The sequence below is a fragment of the Fastidiosipila sp. genome, from assembly GCA_012511175.1.
Taxonomy (GTDB): domain Bacteria; phylum Bacillota; class Clostridia; order Saccharofermentanales; family DTU023; genus UBA4923.
This window is the reverse complement of record JAAZGO010000026.1, coordinates 49,528-68,946: the sequence shown is the minus strand read 5'-3', so window position 1 is coordinate 68,946 and position 19,419 is coordinate 49,528. Positions and strand designations below refer to the sequence as shown.

13 protein-coding genes are annotated in these 19,419 nt (G+C 57.2%); 10 read left to right on the top strand and 3 right to left on the bottom strand.

The genetic code is table 11. The features are described from left to right. Nucleotides 1–45 precede the first annotated feature (45 nt). From GX839_05635 to hemZ, 3 genes are all read left to right on the top strand, one after another. Nucleotides 46–2,673: a pyruvate, phosphate dikinase gene (locus GX839_05635; GenBank protein ID NLB04943.1), complete on the top strand. Its 2,628-nt coding sequence runs from the start codon at nucleotides 46–48 to the stop codon at nucleotides 2,671–2,673. An 85-nt stretch (nucleotides 2,674–2,758) separates the two neighbouring features. Next, nucleotides 2,759–3,592: a DUF1624 domain-containing protein gene (locus GX839_05630; GenBank protein ID NLB04942.1), complete on the top strand. Its 834-nt coding sequence runs from the start codon at nucleotides 2,759–2,761 to the stop codon at nucleotides 3,590–3,592. Between the two features lie 10 nt (nucleotides 3,593–3,602). Further along, on the top strand, nucleotides 3,603–5,096 hold the full coding sequence (gene hemZ, locus GX839_05625; protein NLB04941.1) for a coproporphyrinogen dehydrogenase HemZ: 1,494 nt from the start codon (nucleotides 3,603–3,605) through the stop codon (nucleotides 5,094–5,096). Here the strand turns inward: hemZ and GX839_05620 are convergent. Together GX839_05620 and GX839_05615 are read right to left on the bottom strand one after the other, a co-directional pair. Next, complete coding sequence (locus GX839_05620; protein NLB04940.1) at nucleotides 5,070–5,909, bottom strand: hypothetical protein; 840 nt, start codon at nucleotides 5,907–5,909, stop codon at nucleotides 5,070–5,072. The genes hemZ and GX839_05620 overlap by 27 nt on opposite strands. Before the next feature lie 117 nt (nucleotides 5,910–6,026). Next, entirely contained in the window at nucleotides 6,027–7,391 is a 1,365-nt protein-coding gene (locus GX839_05615) for an NCS2 family permease (GenBank protein ID NLB04939.1), read from the bottom strand. Between the two features lie 339 nt (nucleotides 7,392–7,730). On the opposite strand from GX839_05615, the gene GX839_05610 reads away from it, so the two are divergent. From GX839_05610 to GX839_05595, 4 genes are all read left to right on the top strand, one after another. Continuing rightward, a complete protein-coding gene (locus tag GX839_05610; protein ID NLB04938.1) occupies nucleotides 7,731–10,922 on the top strand; it encodes an isoleucine--tRNA ligase in 3,192 nt (1,063 codons plus the stop codon). Between the two features lie 64 nt (nucleotides 10,923–10,986). Next, nucleotides 10,987–11,586 (top strand): QueT transporter family protein, encoded by a 600-nt coding sequence (locus GX839_05605; protein ID NLB04937.1) that lies wholly within the window; start codon nucleotides 10,987–10,989, stop codon nucleotides 11,584–11,586. Further along, a complete protein-coding gene (locus GX839_05600; GenBank protein ID NLB04936.1) occupies nucleotides 11,586–12,230 on the top strand; it encodes a methyltransferase in 645 nt (214 codons plus the stop codon). The genes GX839_05605 and GX839_05600 overlap by 1 nt, the downstream gene beginning before the upstream one ends. Next, nucleotides 12,227–12,730: a 2-C-methyl-D-erythritol 2,4-cyclodiphosphate synthase gene (locus GX839_05595; GenBank protein ID NLB04935.1), complete on the top strand. Its 504-nt coding sequence runs from the start codon at nucleotides 12,227–12,229 to the stop codon at nucleotides 12,728–12,730. Before GX839_05600 ends, GX839_05595 begins: the two co-directional genes overlap by 4 nt. Here GX839_05595 and GX839_05590 read toward each other — a convergent pair. Continuing rightward, entirely contained in the window at nucleotides 12,723–14,561 is a 1,839-nt protein-coding gene (locus tag GX839_05590; protein ID NLB04934.1) for a DUF2207 domain-containing protein, read from the bottom strand. The genes GX839_05595 and GX839_05590 overlap by 8 nt on opposite strands. 136 nt (nucleotides 14,562–14,697) lie before the next feature. Between GX839_05590 and GX839_05585 the strand changes: the two genes are divergently transcribed. From GX839_05585 to GX839_05575, 3 genes are all read left to right on the top strand, one after another. After that, nucleotides 14,698–14,871, top strand: a complete 174-nt coding sequence (locus tag GX839_05585) for a 30S ribosomal protein S21 (GenBank protein NLB04933.1) — start codon at nucleotides 14,698–14,700, stop codon at nucleotides 14,869–14,871. An 84-nt stretch (nucleotides 14,872–14,955) separates the two neighbouring features. Further along, complete coding sequence (recJ, locus tag GX839_05580; protein NLB04932.1) at nucleotides 14,956–17,073, top strand: single-stranded-DNA-specific exonuclease RecJ; 2,118 nt, start codon at nucleotides 14,956–14,958, stop codon at nucleotides 17,071–17,073. A gap of 59 nt (nucleotides 17,074–17,132) precedes the next feature. Further along, nucleotides 17,133–19,418, top strand: a complete 2,286-nt coding sequence (locus GX839_05575; GenBank protein NLB04931.1) for a bifunctional (p)ppGpp synthetase/guanosine-3',5'-bis(diphosphate) 3'-pyrophosphohydrolase — start codon at nucleotides 17,133–17,135, stop codon at nucleotides 19,416–19,418. Nucleotide 19,419: the final 1 nt, after the last annotated feature.

Genomic DNA, 19,419 nt, shown 5'->3' with positions numbered 1-19,419 from the left:
AAAGCCCGGCGCCTGATGGATAGATTATCTTTGGGAGGATATGAAATGACGAAATACGTCTATATGTTTTCGGAAGGCGACGCTTCCATGCGCGACCTTCTTGGCGGCAAGGGAGCCAACCTGGCAGAGATGTCCGGCCTTGGCCTGCCCGTGCCCAATGGCTTCATTGTGACAACCGAAGCCTGCAACCGTTATTACGCGGACAAGCAGATGATCGCGGACGAAATCCGCAGCCAGATCTTTGAGAGGCTGGCTGAAACCGAGCAGCTTACGGGCAAGGTCTTCGGTGATCCTGAGCGCCCCCTTCTTTTGTCGGTCCGCTCCGGGGCCCGTGCCTCCATGCCGGGGATGATGGACACGGTCCTGAACCTGGGCCTCAATGATGAGGTGGCCGAGGGGCTGGCCAGACTAACAGGCAACCGCCGCTTCGTCTTTGACAGCTACCGCCGTTTCATCATGATGTTTTCCGATGTGGTCATGGGCATTTCACGCAGCCATTTCGAAGAGGCCTTCGAAGCGGTTAAGAAAGAAGGCAGCATTGAATCCGACCTGGACCTTGATGCCGACGATCTTGAGCGGATCGAAAATGAGTTCAAGGCCATCTACGCCAGGGAAAAGGGGGAAGCCTTCCCGCAGGATGTCAAGCGGCAGCTGATCCTTGCCATTGAAGCGGTTTTCCGTTCCTGGAACACTGAACGCGCCGTCTATTACCGCAAGATGCATAATATTCCCTCGCACTGGGGCACGGCAGTCAATGTCCAGGAGATGGTCTACGGCAATATGGGCGAAAGCTCGGGGACCGGTGTCGCTTTCTCGCGAAATCCCGCCACCGGAGAAAACAAGCTTTACGGCGAGTACCTGATGAATGCCCAGGGCGAAGATGTGGTGGCCGGGGTGCGCACTCCTTTCCCCATCGATCACCTGGCTGAACAGATGCCGGAAGTCTATCAGCAGTTTACCGACATTGCTCATCAACTGGAGCGTCACTACGGCGATATGCAGGACCTGGAGTTCACCATTGAAAATGGCAAGCTCTTCATCCTCCAGACAAGAAACGGGAAAAGGACCGCAACGGCTGCTCTTCAGATTGCTGTCGACCTGGTCGCCGAAGGCTTGATCTCGCGCGAGGAAGCCCTTTTGGGCATTGATCCCAAGCAGCTGGATGCCCTCTTGCATCCGGCCTTTGACCCCAAGGCCCTTGAAGCGGGCAAACGCATTGCCAAGGGTCTTCCCGCTTCGCCCGGTGCGGCGACGGGCCAGATCGTCTTCACAGCTGAACAGGCGACAGCCGCCAAGGAGGCCGGCCAGTCCGTCATTCTGGTCCGTGAAGAAACCTCTCCTGAAGATATCCAGGGCATGGCCGCGGCTGAAGGGATCCTGACGACGCGCGGCGGCATGACCTCCCACGCGGCGGTCGTTGCCCGCGGCATGGGCAAGTGTTGCGTTTCGGGCTGCTCCGAAGCCCTGATCAATGAGAAAAACCGGACCATGACCATCAACGGCCGCGTGTACGGCTGCGATGACTTCATCTCGCTTGACGGATCAACCGGCCTGGTCTATGAAGGCAGCATCGCGACCAGGGAGGCCGAGATGTCAGGTAACTTCCAGACCATCATGGAATGGGCGGATGAGATAGCCGACATGAAGGTCCGCACCAACGCAGATACCCCCCACGACTCCCGGGTGGCTCTGGATCTGGGGGCCCAGGGAATCGGGCTGACCCGCACAGAGCATATGTTCTTTGAAGCTGAGCGCGTTTTCCTCTTCCGCCAGATGATTGTGGCCAGGACCGAGGAGGACAGACGCAAGGCCCTGGCAAAAATCAAGCCCATGCAGCAGGAGGATTTCCTGGGGCTCTTCCGGGTTATGGACGGTTATCCTGTCATCATCCGTCTCCTGGATCCTCCTCTCCACGAGTTTTTGCCTACAAACGAAGGAGAAATCAAGCAACTGGCCGAAGAGCTGGGCATCGGATACGACCGCTTGTGTGAGATCATTGAGGAACTCCACGAGCTGAATCCCATGCTGGGCCATCGGGGCTGCCGGCTGGCGGTCAGCTACCCCGAGATCGCGGAGATGCAAACGGAGGCTATCATCGGTGCGGCCTTGCAGGCGGCCGAGGAAGGAATCAATGTCATGCCGGAAATCATGGTCCCCCTGGTCAGTGAGGTCAAGGAACTGGAATACCTGAACCGCTTCATTAAGTCGACCGCTGACCGCCTGATCAAGGAAGCAGGCCGGGAATTGAAATACTGGGTCGGAACCATGATCGAGATTCCCCGCGCCTGTCTGACGGCAGACAAGGTGGCGGAGGAAGCGGATTTCTTCAGTTTCGGCACCAATGACCTGACCCAGATGACCTACGGTCTGTCACGCGACGATGCCGGGAAGATTCTGGAAGCCTACTACCAGGCCGGCATTTTTGAGACGGACCCGACTGCCCACCTGGACCGCGAGGGAGTGGGCCAGCTGATGCGGATGGCCGTCGAACTGGGCCGCAAGTCAAAACCGGATCTGGAACTGGGTATCTGCGGCGAACATGGCGGCGATCCCTATTCGGTTGAATTTTGCCAGATGGTCGGACTGGATTACGTGTCCTGCTCGCCTTACCGGGTGCCGATCGCACGGCTCTCGGCCGCCCAGTCGGCATTGAGGTATCCGCGCAGGAAATAGAAGGCCAAGTCTTGATAAGAGCGGCGCTGGAGGTCTACAATGAAAGCTCCAGTGCCGTTTTTTTATGAAATCCGGAGGTGCGGGCGTGGAGATTGAAGAGAAAGTGGTCAGGCGGCGGATTCCGGAACTCGATTTTTTAAGAGGCTGCGCCCTCACGCTCATGATGTTCCACCACACCATCGGTGACCTTTACGACATCTACCATCAGGACTTTGTGGCTTTTCAGCACAGTTACTGGTTTTATGAAATCGGCCGCCCCCTGGTGCTTGTCGTTTTCCTTTCAGTTTCTGGCGCCAGCTCCCGCTTTTCCCGCAACAGCCTGAAACGCGGTTTCCGCATGGTTTTATTCGCCATCACCGCGACTGCCCTGTCGATTTTTGTCGATGGATTCGCCGGCACCGGCCTTCTTCTCTTCAATGTGATCCATGTGGTCGCCCTGTCGACGGTCGCCTATGCTCTGCTCGAAAGGCTGGCCGTCCGGCTGAAATGGATCCCTGACCCCCGCGAGGAAGCAAGCCATGAAAGTGAAGATACAGAATCCTACCGGCCCCACCTTTTCCCCGGCCTCCTGATTATCATCGGCATGCTGGCCATTTTTGCCGCCACCTTCATTGAACCCATTCTTCCTGACTATTCATCCAATCCCTTCCTGATCATGCTGGGAGCCCCCGCTAAAGGCGTTCACCTGCTCGACCGCATGCCGATTTTCCCCTGGATTGGCTTTTTTCTGTCAGGCGCTGCAGTCGGGCATACGCTTTATGCGACGGGCGAGGCCTTCACCCGGTACGATGGCCGCTTCTACAGGCTGACCCGTCCCATCCGCTTCATGGGGCGCCATTCCCTCTGGGTCTACTTCGTCCACCAGCCAATTATCCTTTTCATCCTCTTCCTTTTGAACAAAACGGGAATTTTCGGCTAGGAAACTGACTATGGCAGCCCGGATCGAGGCAGAGGGGCACAGGGAGATGGCCGCGCTGGCCGATGTGGTCCGTCTTTTTTTTGGATCAGCCAAAGAGGAGGAGGCCGCCTTGCTGGCACTCTCTCACCCGGATAGGCTTACCGTCAGTTCGCGGGTTGATCCCGCCGTCAAGCCTGCTGAGGCGCGTGCCGCCTCAAGGTGCGGCCGCTCAGACAAAAGGGTGACCGTGACGACACAGCTTGAGGGAGAGAATCCGCCGGGGGTGACGGAAACCATTCCACTTCACGAGATCAGGCGGGTGCTGAAACGTCAGCTTTACCTGATTCTTTCGCAAGCGACAGGCAGGACCTTTCCCTGGGGCGCCCTGACAGGGGTGCGGCCGACCCAGATCGCGCTCCAGCTGATCGGCCGGTCGTCGCCTGAACAGGCGGTGAGTGACCTTTTTGATTACTGGCTGCTTGATTGGTCCAAGGCAGAACTGGCCGTCGAAACAGCACTTGCCGAAGAAAAGCTGCTTGATAGGATCGGAGAGGGGGAGGCACTCCTTTATGTGGGCCTGCCCTTTTGTCCGGGCAGATGCCTTTACTGCAGCTTTATCACCCAGGACGCACAAAGGCAGCAGGAAAGCCTCGGCCGCTATGTGGATACGGTCATTCAGGAGGCCCGGGGCCTGTTCGACAGTGGTTTTTATCACAAAATTGCTGCCGTCTATTATGGCGGCGGAACACCGACCAGCCTGCCGGCTCCTCTTTTCCAGCGTTACCTGAAGGAGGTTCTGGCAGTCACACCCCTGGGGGACAAGGCCGAGCTGACCATGGAAGCGGGCCGGCCCGATACCATTGACCGGGAGAAGCTTGAGCTGATCCGGGCGTCTGGTTTCAACAGGCTTTGCATCAATCCGCAGACCATGAAGGACGGGACCCTGCGGCGGATCGGGCGCCGCCATACAGCGGAAGAAACAGCCGTTGCCTTCCGGCTCGCCCGCTCCATGGGTTTTTCTGATATCAACATGGATTTGATCGCCGGCCTCCCCGGCGAAGGGGCGGACGACCTGCTCGATTCCCTTGCCCGTGTCATGGCTCTGGGGCCGGAGAGCATCACCCTCCACACCCTGGCAATCAAAAGGGGATCTTATCTGGACCGCCTCTTTGATGACCGGGATGCTCTCCTGCCTGATCCTGCCTTGATGGACGCGGTTGAACGGTCACATGACTTGCTTCGGAAAGAGGGCTACCGGCCTTATTACCTCTACAAGCAGAAAAATTGCCGGTCCGGCCTGGAAAATACCGGATTCACACGGACCGGCGGTTCACTTTACAATGTGGCTATGATGAGTGACCGGGTTCCGGTCGTGGGACTGGGAAGCGGTTCGACCTCAAAGGCCGTCCATGAGCTCACGGCCCGGCGCATCCATAACCCCAAGGACTTGCTTGTCTACATGGACCGCGTCGATGAGCAGATCAGCAAAAAGAGATCCCTATTCCTTTCCGAACCGCAAAAGTAGAAGATCGGGCCTGGCAAAAAAGCGGGCATGAATGTGGACGGTTCCCAGGCCTGCGCTCACCAGCATGGTCAGGTTTTGGCCCAGTTGATAGCGGCCGCGCCAGTATTTTTTGGCGCCGGCCGGCCGGATGAGCGGGAGGCCGAAAAGCGTTACCTGTCCATAGTGGGAATGGCCGGCAATAACCAGACCTTTTCCCTTCCAGGGCATGGCCCGGGGGAACCAGTCGGATTCATGGACCAGGAAAAGCGGGCAAGGATTCTCTCCTGATTGATCCAGAAGCTGGCTGAAGGCTTGAAGATCCAGGCAGGGTTCTCCGTGATGGGTGTTGGCGAAACCCCAGACAGGCAGGCCGGCCAGCCGGATCCCCTCGTTTTCCAGAAGAGTGAAACCTGATGACTCCAGGACACCGGTCACCCAGGTGCGAAAGCGGGGTGCTTCCACGTCGTGGTTGCCGTAGATGGCCCATTTGCCAAGCGGGGCCTCAAGGGATGACAGGGCATGGATCACCATATTTTGGAAGTTGGAGTCAGGGAGTGGCGTCTTCTCCTCGACCAGATCACCGCCGAAGAAGATGGCATCCGGTTTTATTTTCATGATGGCACGCATCTGCCGGTCCAGTTTCCTTTTAGTCGTGGAAGTTCCGGTGTGGAGGTCGGAAAAGTAAAGGAAGGTTTTACCCCGGATTTCCTGATGGCCGGCTCGAATGAAGACTTCCCTGACCCGGATCCAGCGCGGCTCGAGGAAAAAACCGTAAAACAGACAGGCCGCTCCGGCAGCCATCAACACCAGGAAGAAGAGAAGAATGGGGTTCATGGAGACCAGCCTACACGAAAGGGAGCCGGGCCTGCAAGAGATTGATGTGGAAAGCCCGGGCGGCAGGCCCGGGCTTTTCGAAACAGAGGATATGTTGATGTGTTTTGCAGCGGCGTTCTATCCGAGCAGGGCGAATTTCAGGATGAACGCAATGGCCAGGATGTACATAAGCGGGCTGATCTTCTTGAATTTCCCGCTGATCATGTTGACCAGAACGTAGAAGATGATGCCGAACATGATGCCGTGCGAAATGCTGTAGAAGAAGGGCATTGCGAAGAGGGCAACATAAGCGGGCAGGGCTTCGGAAATATCCGAGAAGTCAACCTTCAGGATGGACGAAAGCATCAGGAAACCGACGTAAATCAAAGCGGCTGAGGTCGCGAAGGACGGAATCGAAATGAAGATGGGCGACAGGATGATGGCGAGCAGGAAGAGAATTCCTGTTGTCAGTGCGGTCAATCCCGTGCGGCCGCCCTCAGCGACGCCCGCAGCGCTTTCAACGTAGGTCGTGACGGTCGAGGTGCCGGCAACTGCGCCGACCACCGTGCCGACCGCGTCAGCCATGAGGGCGCCCCGGATCTGGGGCAGCTTGCCTTCTTCGTCCAGCATGCCCGCCTTGTCAGCGACACCGATCAGGGTCCCCAGGGTATCGAAAATATCGACAAAGAGGAAGGAGAACATGATGACCAGGAAGTCAGCGATATTGAAGTTGGCAAAGGCGGTCGACGAAAAGGCCTGACCGGCAATCTGGCCGAAGCCGGCAAAGTCAGGCAGCCCCCAATGCGGATAGAGCGAGAAGAGCCCGGCCTCGGGGTTGGGGACGTAGAGTCCCACGGCCTGGAGAATGATACCGATGATCCAGACGGCAAACATGCCGATCAGGAGGGCGCCTTTGACATTCTTGTAGGCCAGGACGCCGATGATGAGTACGCCTACCAGGGTCAGCAGGGCTAGAAGTCCGGCACCGTTCATCAGGTCCTTGAATGGAATCAGCTCAACCGCTGTTGCCGGATTCTGCTGGACCAGGCCCGAGTTCTGCAGGCCGATGAAGGCGATGAAGAGCCCGATGCCTGCTCCGACTGCGTGCTTAAGTGTGAGCGGGATGGCGTTGAAGATGGCCTCGCGGACATTGGTCAGTGACAGGACAATGAAGATCAGTCCCTCGACAAAGACAGCAAAAAGCGCGAACTGCCAGGAATACCCCATGCCGAGCACGACCGAAAAGGCGAAGTAGGCGTTAAGCCCCATGCCCGGCGCCAGGGCGAAGGGCAGGTTGGCCATGAAGGCCATGCAGACGCAGGCGATGGCGGATGATAACGCCGTCGCGATCAGAACACCGCCCGCATTCATGCCCGTCACACTCAAAATATCGGGGTTGACGGCCAGGATATAGGCCATCGTCATAAACGTGGTCAAACCGGCCGCAAGCTCACCCTTCACGGTCACGCCGCGTTCTTTGAGCTTAAACGATTTTTCAAACATAAATACCTCCTCAAAAATCCTCTGTGGAGAAATCTCCGTCTCCAAACTAGCATTGAATTATGAACATACCATTAACACCGCCACATTTGGGAAAGCCATTATCAAGCTGACAGGCCTGCGGGGCTGACTTCCCAGGACATGCGGCCGGCGGATTCAATTGTGGCGCTTGACCGAACCGGGCAATAGGGGGGGGACATTTTGCCTAAAGAGGCGCCCAGCCCTTTTGTTTGACACAAAGAGGCGGCTGACACTATAATCATTTGGATATCGGCAGGGCCATTATGCCTGGACCAGCCTGCGGTCCGCACTGAAAGGCGATCGGCAAGGAGAAAACGATTCATGTACGAAAAAGTGGACAGCAGTCTCGATTTTGTTCCGCGCGAAAAAAAGATCCTGGCTTTTTGGAAAGAGCATGATATTTTCAAAAAGTCCATGGAAAATCGTCAGGGTGCGCCGATTTACTCCTTCTACGACGGCCCGCCGACTGCCAATGGCATGCCTCACGCCGGCCATGTGCTGACACGTGTCATTAAGGATTTGATACCGCGCTACCGGACCATGAAAGGTTTTTATGTGCCCCGCAAGGCTGGCTGGGATACCCATGGTTTGCCCGTTGAGCTGGAAGTCGAGAGAAGACTGGGTCTGGACGGCAAAGACCAGATCGAGGCCTATGGCGTTGAAGCCTTTATCAGGGAATGCAAAAAATCAGTTTGGAAATACAAGGGCGAATGGGAGGAGATGTCCGAACGTATTGGCTTCTGGGCGGATATGGAGCATCCCTACATCACCTACGAGAACGATTACATCGAATCCGTCTGGTGGTCGCTTAAACAAATTTGGGACAAGGGCCTGATTTATCAAGGCCACAAGGTGGTTCCCTACTGCCCCCGCTGCGGGACCTCGCTTTCCAGCCATGAGGTAGCCCAGGGCTACCGGGATATTTCGGAGCGTTCGGTCTACGTGCGTTTCCGGGCCAAGGATCAGCCGGACACCTACTACGCCGTCTGGACGACCACACCCTGGACCCTGCCTTCCAACGTGGCCCTCTGCGTCAATGCCAACGAATATTATGTGCTCTGTGAGGTCGACGGGGAGCCGGACGGTTCACCGGGCAGGCCCCGCTACATCATTGCCCGGGAGCTCTGTCACAGGGTATTCGGCCAGGACGCCCGGATCCTTGAAACCTATCTGGGCAGCGACCTGCTGGGCCGTGAATATGAACCGCTTTACACCTTCGGGCTCGAAGGGGTCGAAAAATCGGGGAGAAAGGCCTACTTCCTGGTCAGCGACCCCTACGTCACCCTGACGGACGGAACCGGCATCGTCCACATCGCGCCGGCTTTCGGCGAGGATGACGCCCGGATCGGCCGCGCCAACGATCTGCCCATGATTCAGCTTGTCGCCGAAGACGGCACCATGACCGAAGAAGTCGAGGGTTTTGCCGGCGTCTTCGTCAAGGATGCCGATGACGGCCTGGTGGAACTCCTGCGCCGCAACAACCTCCTCTTGTCCGAGGAGATGACCGAGCATACCTATCCCTTCTGCTGGCGCTGTGACACCCCGCTCATTTATTATGCCCGGACCGCCTGGTTCATCGAGATGACCAAGCTGCGCGGCCAGCTCCTGGAGAACAACGACAAGATTAACTGGATCCCGGCCCATATCGGGCCCGGCCGTTTCGGCCATTTTCTGGAGAGTGTCATTGACTGGTGCATCTCGCGCGAACGATACTGGGGGACCCCGCTGCCCGTCTGGCAGTGCGAATCCTGCGGGCATCTGCACATGGTCGGGTCCATTGCAGAGATGAAGGCCATGTCGCCCGGCTGCCCGGAAGACATTGAGCTGCATAAACCCATGATTGACCAGGTTCACCTGACCTGCCCGGCCTGTTCCAAAACCATGTCCCGGGTTCCCGAAGTGATTGACGGCTGGTATGATTCCGGCGCCATGCCCTACGCGCAGTACCACTACCCCTTTGAGAACGAGGAGCTGACACTGGAGCGCATGCCTGCTGACTTTATCTCAGAAGCCATTGACCAGACAAGGGGGTGGTTCTACAGCCTGCACGCCATCAGCACGGCCCTCTTTGATGAAGAAGCCTACAGGACCTGCCTGGTTCTGGGCCATGTCCTTGACAAGGACGGCATCAAGATGTCCAAGCATCTGGGCAACATCGTCGAACCGGGACATATCCTGGACCTCGAAGGGGCCGACGCCATGCGATGGATGTTTTATTCGGGGAGCCAGCCCTGGCTTTCCGCCCGTTTTTCTGAAGACGCGGTCAACGAAGCCAAGCGGCGTTTCATGGGGACCTTCTGGAATACGTATGCCTTCTTTATTCTCTACGCCAATATTGACCGCTTCGATCCGGCTGATTACCAGGACTTTCCCTTGGATGAATTCAAGACAGTCATGGACCGCTGGATTGAAAGCAGGCTGCATTCCCTGATCAGGGAGGTGGACCACAGGCTGGAGGTCTGTGACGTCACGACGGCGGCCCGGGCTCTGGAAAGCTTTGTCGAAGACCTGTCCAACTGGTACGTCAGACGTTCGCGGGAGCGCTACTGGGGGCCGGACATGGATACAGACAAAATCACCGCCTACCTGGTTCTCCACCATGTCCTCTCCACCATGGCCTACGTAATTGCTCCCTTTACACCCTTTATGGCGGAAACGGTTTATCTGAACCTGGTTGCGGACCGTTCGCCCCATGCCCCGGAAAGTGTCCATATGTGTGATTACCCGGCTGCGGATGAAGACAGGATCGATAAGGCGCTTGAAGCCGAGATGGAGCGTGTGCTGGAGCTCGTTTCACTGGGGCGGGCTGCCAGGAACAATGCCCAGCTCAAAATCCGTCAGCCCCTGGCTGAGATGGTGGTTGTCGGTATGGAGCCGCTGTCCGAAGAACTCTCTGCCCTGGTCCGCGATGAACTCAACATCAAGGATCTGAGATTTGATACCGATGACAGAAAGCTGATCGATTATTCCTTCAAGCCGCAATTGCGGACTCTGGGAAGGCGGATGGGCGGTGATCTGCAGCAGGCCCGCTCACTGATTGAAGGCCTGCCGGGCAGGGCCACCATGGAGCAGCTGGAGGAGGGGGAAAGCATCCAACTGGCTGTGGGAGACAAAATCTACGACCTGTCACTTGAAGACCTGCTGGTTGAGGAGATCCCGGCGGCGGGCTACGCCATCGAAAGCGCCGGCGGGATCAAAGTCGCCCTGTCCACGGTTCTGTCAGAGGCCCTGATCGAGGAGGGTTTTGTCCGCGAGATGGTCAGCAAGATCCAGACCATGCGCCGTTCCAGCGGTTTTGAGGTGACTGACCGCATTCATCTTTATGTAGGCCGCAGTGAACAGACCCCCCTGATCGACCGCTATGCCGACGCCATCATGTCCGATGTCCTGGCCGACCAATTGATCTACTTTGACGGGGAGGATGAGCTCCCTGGCGGTATCAAGGGGCAGGCGTGGGACATCAACGGGCACTCCATGGTTTTTGCCGTTAGGGTCCCGGCAGGGCAAAGCTGACCGGACCATGGATGGCTCCGGGTCAAAGCAGGGCCGCCGGCGACCGTCGGCCGCGCTCGCCGCGTTGACTCAAAGTGCCCTGATTGCCGCCCTCTATCTGGCGCTGACCCTGGTCACTTCTTTTATGAGTTTCTCCTTTATTCAGCTGCGGCTGGCAGAGGCACTGACCGCGCTTCCGGCGCTTTTCCCCTCTGCCGTCATGGGTGTGTTCGCCGGCTGCCTGCTTTCCAACCTGCTCAATCCCGCCCCATTGGGCCTGGTCGATATCCTGGGGGGCAGTGCGGTTACTTTGGCAGCTGCTCTTTTAACCTGGTGGCTGGCAAGACCCTGGCGCCGCAGGCTGGCGGATGAAATTGGGGGAGAGGCGGTAGTCAGCAGGGTTTTTTCCCGGAAGGATTTGACCGCCAGGCTTGTCCCGCTCCTTCCCCCTGTTCTGCTCAATGCCATGGTCGTCGGCGGTTATCTGCCCTTCCTGATCAGGCCCGGCCGTGTCACAGCGGCCCTGGTGGCAGGCAGTGTCGGTGCCCTTTTTCTCTCCCAGTCCCTGGTCGTGTTCGGCATCGGACTGCCCCTCCTGTCAGCCCTGAAACGAACGCCCTGGGCGCAGAGGGTTTATCTGCCGGAAAGAGAACGGGAAGTCAGGCGAAGCCGGGGAGGCAAGTGATGCCGCAGAGACAGTCACATTATTTCGATTCCGACCCGGACACCGGGCACGACTATGCCATGGTCCGGGCTTCTTGGGAGCAGCTTGCCTTTCAATTCCAAACTGACAGCGGGGTTTTTTCACGCCATCGCCTGGATCCTGGCACCGATTTATTGGTTAAGACCGTTCTGGGTGTGTTTCCGGACAGGCCTTCAAGAGTCCTCGACCTTGGAACGGGCGTAGGGGTCGCAGCCATTGCCCTTGCCAGGCTTCGCCCCCGGGTGACGGTTATTGCCAGTGACGTCAACCGTCGCGCGCTTCAGCTGGCAGCCGGCAATATTGCCAGGGCGGGGCTTGACAAGCGTGTCACTTTGGTGGAGTGTGACGGCGTTCCGGATGGTGTCTACGATCTTATCCTGACCAATCCGCCAATCCGCGCGGGCAAGGAAGTGGTCTATCGTCTCTTCCGGGAGTCGGCCAGGGCCCTTTCGCCGGACGGCAGCCTCTATGTGGTGATCCGGGTCAAGCAGGGGGCAGCCTCTGCCAGGCGCGAACTTGAAAACTATTTTGGCAAGGTCGAGACACTTGCCCGTTCCAAGGGGTATCATGTGCTCAGGGCATCGGAGGCAGCAGCAGGATTGATGAAGCGCGGGGATAAAAGATGATTGCCATCAGCTCAATCGGACAGGACAGCCATCGTTTTTTGCCCGAAGGGGATTCAGCGGCCCAAGACAGACCGCTGGTGCTGGGCGGTTTGGTGATTGAAGGCTGCCCGCCGCTTGATGGGAACAGCGATGCCGACGTGGTCCTGCACGCCCTGACCAACGCCATCTCAGGACTCTGCGGCCAACAGGTACTGGGCCAAGTCGCAGACGCCATGTGCCGCCAAGGAATCGTCGACAGCCGCGCTTACGTCAGCCAGGCCCTTTCTTTCCTTGGAGACATCCGCCTGACCCATCTATCCTTTTCAATTGAAGCCAAAAGACCCGATCTTTCCGCTGTCATCGACCGGATGCGCCAGGAAATTGCTGACCTCGTGAAGCTTCCCGTTTCCAGGGTTGCCATCACAGCCACGACCGGCGAAGACTTGACCTCCTTCGGGCGCGGCCAGGGAATTTCCTGTTTCTGTGTTGCCTCGGCCCTTCTTCCGTCCTTGTCTAAATAAAGCAGGAGTCAAAAAACTCCTCCCAGGCAGACAAGATCCGTTCCATCTCTTCAATTTTGAGTCGCAGCCGTTCAAATTCGTCATCGGAAGAGATTGTGGCCAGCTTGTCCTCTCCCGGTACGGGCAGCTGCCGGTAAACATGGAGGAGGGCGTAAGATGCCCGCATGAACAGGGGACGGGGGAGTGCACGAAGTCCCTTGAAGAAAGCCTTTCTTTTCTTCAGGGCAATGGCGGCCGGGAGGGTGCTGATCACCGTTTCGGCCTCGTTGAGCCTTCCGGCGCATGAATCGATGATCATTTGGGGGCTGGCCAGCTTCCGCATGAAACGGCGTGTTTCGAGGTAGCGTCTGACCCCTTTGCCTGTCAAAAAACGAAAAGTGATCCCTCCCAAGGCAAAGAAGAGGGCTGGAATAAGGAGCAAAAAGGCGGTTGCTGCGTGGGTGATCAGGAAAAGCAGGCCCGACAGGACAAAAAACAAAGCGGCGAAGACGATAAAGAATAACCTGAACGAGGAGGTCAATTTCAGGTTTTTCAGGCCGCTGTGATTGAATTCCTTGTCAATCTGAGCCCGGAAGCGGGTTGCCAGTTCACGGAAATCGGGATCACGGGCCGCCAGCCGGAGGCGCTCAGGGGCCAAGGTATGATCGTAGCTTTCATGGCCGGCAAAGAGCCACTGCAAAAGGACTATTTCCCAGGCCGTGAATCCTGAGAAATCATTACGGCCCGGTTTCCTCCAGCTGAAGATCTCATCGCGCCAAAGGACCTCTTTGCGATTGATGAGCTGGAGGAGGGTGCCCAGGAGCAGGAGGGAGTCACGGGGATGTATCCTGGCCAGCTTGGCCACCAAGGCCGGCGCCTCCGATACAGGCCAGCGGGCGAAATTCCTCCCTGGCAGTCCCAGTCCCATGATCTGTATCAGATAAAGCGTCACATAGATCAAAAGGCCTGCCGCCGCCAAAGGCACAACCACGCGGATCAGGGAGAGGCGAAGCATGCCAAGCCTGGACAGCTGCCAGGATTGCCTGTCGGCCTTCTCAAAGAGGGAGGACAAAGACGTCTTGTCGGAAGCGGGAAAAATCAGGGGGAAACTGTTTCCGGGCATACTGATGATCAGGGCGATTCCGTCGATTTTGTAAAAGGTCTGATTGTCGATGTAGGAAATCGTTCGCTCCGAGGTTTTTTTCATGGTCATGGCCCGGATGGAAACGGGTGTGATCTGGCTGAGATCCATCCGGATTCCTTCTGGGAAATGGAGCGTCCATTTCATGGTCTCGATACGTGTATCAGGGCGGACGGCAAGCAACGGCCCTGAGACGATTGCCCTGCCTTCTTTCAAAATGACGCCGCGGTTCCACTGATAGGTGATTCGAAAGGTGCAGCGGCCTTGCAGTCCAGTTGAATCGACTACCGCCCGGATCCGGTCCCTTTTCCTGACAGTTGAATAGGACAGGGGCTGTGGCCTTAGCTTGTCTTGGCGGGGGATGGGGATGTACTTGCCCTGATCCGCGCCCTCTTCCCTGGCCAGTTCAAGCATTTCAAGGTGAGGCTCGCCTTCCAGTGGGAAAATCAGATCGAAGGGAAGTGCAGTCTTCTTATGTTGAAAATGGAAAGTAATGGATTCAACGATGTCGACGGTTCCGTCCAGATTGATCCGGATGTCTGCTTCGGCTTTTTCAACGAAAGTACCTGCTTGATCGGTTGCGGCCTGAACCCTGGCTGCAGGAATAAGTGCCAGGCACAAGAGGCAGGCAGTCAGCGCAGGCACAAAGGCAGCGTGCCGGACAGAGGCCCCGCCGGATTTGTTTTTTCCCCTGGATCGCGGTCCTGGCATGATGGCTTGCAAGCTCCTCCGATTGCGCTTTCCCAGCGCCCTTTATTTGACGTTCGAGTCACCTTCATTGTATACTACTCGGGAACTGTGAATCCTGTTGGGTTGCTCAGAGTCCACTGTGAGGGGAGGGATAAGGTTGACGGAGATTCGTGTAAAGGAAAATGAATCCCTGGACAGTGCGCTGAGACGTTTCAAGCGTTCCTGCGCCCGTTCCGGTGTGCTGGCTGAAGTGCGCAAACGCGAACACTATGAAAAACCCAGTGTTAAACGCAAGAAAAAAGCCGAAGCCGCCAGAAAGCGCAAGCGCTGATTTTTCAAGGAAGACAAGTAAGAGGTTCGTTGTGCCTGACAGCGGGCCTCTTTTCTATGGAAGAGAAAGCAGGACAAAGATTCCATGCAGCAGGAGATTAGCAAGCAGGAGTTGTTGAACTGGCTGATGCCGGTTCCCTGGAAAGTGGCGGAGAGCACTGTTTCATCCGGCGGGGACCGGACGGTTCTGCAGCGGATTTTGGAAGCCAGGGGATTTGATACCGAGGAGAAACGCAACCAGCTCTTTCACGCTGCCTTGAAAGATCTGCCGGACCCTTTTCTCTTCCGTTCCATGGCGGATGCCTGTGATTTAATCGGGACACATCTGGAAAAGCAGCAGCCCCGCTTTCTCATTTTCGGTGATTACGATGCTGATGGACTGACGGCCGCCGCCCTGCTGGCAAGGTATTTTGCCGAGCTGGGCCATCAGCCGGACATCCTGATCCCTGACCGCTTTGATGATGGCTACGGCCTCTCGGAAGCGCTGGTGGACGAGATAGAGCTGCACCGGCCCGGTCTGGTCATCACAGTCGACACGGGCACCTCCTCCCCGGAATTGATCAGGGACCTCAAGGGGAGGGGCATCGACGTCATTGTGACTGACCACCATCTGGAAACGAGTGGCGGCGGCTGGACAGGGGTGCCCCTTATCAACCCGGCACTGGCCGGCGAAACCTATCCTTTCCGCCATCTGTCAGGTGCCGGGGTCGCCTTTATGTTGACACTGGCCCTTGACAGGAAACTGGGCAGGGTGGCGGATTCCCGTCCAGGCTTGCTGGTCCTGGCCTCAGTCGGCACGGTCGCGGATGTTATGCCGCTCGTTGATGCCAACCGGATCCTGGTCCGGGAAGGGCTGAAGGAATTTGAAAAGTTTGCGCCCCAGGGCTTGAAGGCCGTTGACCGTCTTGTGCGGACCGGCAGGGAGCTGATGGCCCGTGACATCGCCTTTTCGCTGGCACCCCGCCTGAACGCGGCCGGCAGGATGGGAGATGTCAGGCTGGCCTTGGATCTTCTTCTGGAAGACGACCCGGAAAGAGCTGATTACCTGGCCGGCGAACTTGACAGGCTGAATCAGCAGCGACGGCTGGTTGAGCAGGAAATTTTTTCACAGGCAATCGAGGCAGCACTTGAATCAGCCGGCGGAGCCGCTTCCGTGGCCCTTGCCGTTGGCCGTAATTGGCACGCAGGAGTCATGGGTATCGTCAGTTCACGGCTGGCTGAAAAACTGCGTGTTCCCGCCATCACCCTGAATGAAGATGAGGAGGGGATCCTGACCGGTTCCGCGCGTTCCTTCGGCAATCTCGATCTGCTTGAGGTCATCCGATCCGCCGCACCTCTCCTGGAAAAATTCGGCGGCCACGCAGGTGCTGCCGGGCTGACGCTCAGGGCCGAGAACCTGCAGGCTTTCCGCAGACAGATTACGGAGGCCGTCGAAGCGATCCCCCGGTCTGTCCGCCAAAAACCGCTTCTGGCCGATATTGCCCTGACAGGTGATCAGTTTGAGATCGGCCTGGTCCGCCAGTTTGATGCCTTGGAGCCGACAGGGAGCGGTTTTGAACGGCCTCTCATCTGTATGGAAGATTTGACTGTTGATGAGATGACTTTCGTGAGCGACGGCCGGCACCTTAAATTCAGCTTGCGGACAAGCGATCCCTCAGCCCGGGTCTTCGATGCGCTTTTATTCAACCGCAGCAATGAAGGGGTATTCTATTCCCCCGGGGACCGGGTCGAAATCATGGCCATCCCCGAGATCAACCGCTGGCGTGACAAGGAAACGATCCAAATGAGGTTGATTGAAATCCGGCCCGGCCGCCACCAGCAAATCAATGAGCAGGCGGTCAGGGAATACCGCCAGTGGACAGAAAGGGGCAGGTTGGAAGGAGGCAGTCTGTCCCTGTCCTCTTCCCTGTTCGGACCCCTTTGGCAGACAATGGAAGCGCTTTGCGGCGGTCGGTGCCCTCAGATCACCTTTCTTCCCGTCCGTCTGGCATGGCTTTTATCACACCGTTATAATAGAGGGGTGAGAGCTCCTGAGCTTCTGTTGGCACTTGCCATCTTGGATGAAGCCGGTCTTGTCCTCCTGAAGGATAACGGGGACGGGAGCTTCACCTGCACAAAACTGGAACAGGGAGGAAAAAGGCCGGCTCTGTCAGATTCACATCTTTGGGGGAAATTGAAAGAGCTGGGGGTAATTGTTGAATGACCGGGCCGATCGCCTATACAGCCGAGCAGCTTGAAATGCTGGCAAAAACGGATGCCGAGATGGACCGTTTCATCGAAGACTGGAAAAAGGCGGCCCACCAGGATGAGGCTACTCTGCTCAGGGATGCTTACAAACTGGCGAAAGAAGCCCACCGGCATCAGTTTCGCGCGACAGGGGAGCCCTACATCATCCATCCGGTCGCCGCCATGAAAATTCTATTCGATCTGGGCCTGGTCGATGACCATACACTGGCTTCAGCCCTGGTCCATGATACGGTTGAAGACACGCCGGTGACCCTGGAAGACATCAGGGAAGTTTTGGGGAACGACGTTGCCGAGCTGGTCGACGGTGTGACCAAATTGTCACGGATCTCCTATTCTTCGAAAGAGGAGATGCAGGCGCAAAACTTCCGCAAGATGTTTCTGGCCATGGCCAAAGATATCCGGGTCGTCCTGATCAAGCTGGCCGACCGGTTGCACAACATGCGCACCATGAAGTTCAAGGAGCCTGACAAACAGATCGCGACTGCGCGGGAAACCCTGGACATCTACGCGCCGCTGGCCGCCCGCCTTGGCATTCATCGGGTCAAGTGGGAGCTGGAGGATCTGAGCCTGCGTTATCTGGACCCCGATGCCTACTATGAACTGGTCGGCATGCTGTCCCAGCGCCGCTCCGACCGGGAAGAATACCTGAAAGAAATCACGGAAGAGCTGACTGTCAAGATCGCAGCCATGGGCATCGCGGCGGAAATCGAGGGCCGCCCCAAGCACTTCTACAGCATCTACCGCAAGATGAAAACCCAGGTCAAGCAGCTCGATGAGATTTACGACCTGTTTGCCACCCGGATTGTCGTGCCCACCGTAAGCGAATGCTATGCTGTCCTGGGCCTGGTCCATGAGCTTTACAAGCCTATTCCCGGGCGGTTTCGGGATTACATTGCCATGCCCAAGAGCAATGGTTACCAGTCCCTTCACACGACCGTTATCGGCCACCGGGGAATTCCTTTTGAGGTTCAAATCCGGACCGAGGAGATGCACCGGACAGCTGAATACGGGATCGCAGCCCACTGGCGTTACAAGGAAGGCTCGACTGAGAAAAAGCAGGATGTCTTTGAGATCCGCCTTTCCTGGCTCCGCCAGCTCCTCGAATGGCAAAGCGACATGAGTGACGCCCATGATTACATGGACGCTTTGAAGGAAGGTTTGATTCCCGAGGAAGTCTTTGTCTTCACTCCCATGGGCAAGGTGATCTCGCTGCCGTCCGGGGCTGTGCCGGTTGATTTTGCCTATCATATCCACAGTGATATCGGTAATTCCATGTATGGGGCCAAAGTCAACGGCCGCATGGTTTCCCTGACCTACGAGCTGAAAAACGGGGATATTGTCGAAATTCTGACCTCAGACCGGGTCCGGGGACCCTCGCGCGACTGGCTCAACATCGTTAAGAGCGGAACGGCCCGCAATAAAATTTCCTCCTGGTTCAAGCGCGAAAGGCGTGATGAGAATATTGCCAGGGGACGTGAACTCCTGGACCGCGAGGTCCAAAAACTTGGATTTCACCCATCAGACCTGCTTAAAAAAGAGTTTTATACGCCCATCCTGAAACGCTACTCCATCCATTCGCTCGACGACCTGCTGGCCGGAGTCGGCTACGGAGGCCTGCCCGCAGGACGTGTCGTTCCAAAGCTTCGGGATGCTTACATCACTTCTCTGCCGGAAGATGAAAGAGTCAAGCTGGGCTACCGTGTTTCCAAGTCGGGCCAGGTCATTCACAACCCGCCCAATCTGCTGGTGAGCGAGGCCCTGATCCTCGACAAGGACCCGAAGAAGGCAGTTAAGAAGAAGCCCCGGAAGCAGCCCGTGATCCCCGTCAAAGTCCGGGGCCTTGACAACGCCTTGCTCAAGATGTCACGGTGCTGCAATCCGGTGCCGGGGGACCAGATCATCGGCTATGTGACGCGGGGCATGGGGGTGGCCATCCACCGGATTGACTGTCCCAATATCCGCAATATCCTGAACTCCTTCGACCGGTCACCGGAGGATGCTGAACGCGCCTCGCGGTTGATTGATGTCGAGTGGACTACCCAGTCGTCAGAATCACACCGGGTCTACCCCGTCGATATCCGGATTATTGCCCGTGACCGGACCAACCTGCTGGCGGAAATATCTGCTGCCATCGCTGACGAACAGATTTCGGTCCAGTCGGCCCGAATATCCTCGGCCCGCGATATCAGCGCCAATCTTCTTCTCACCGTTGAAATCGAAAACCAGGAACAGTATGACAAACTGGTGGGCCGGATCAAGGCCATTGACAGTGTCGTCAGCGTTTCACGCGGTCACAACTGAC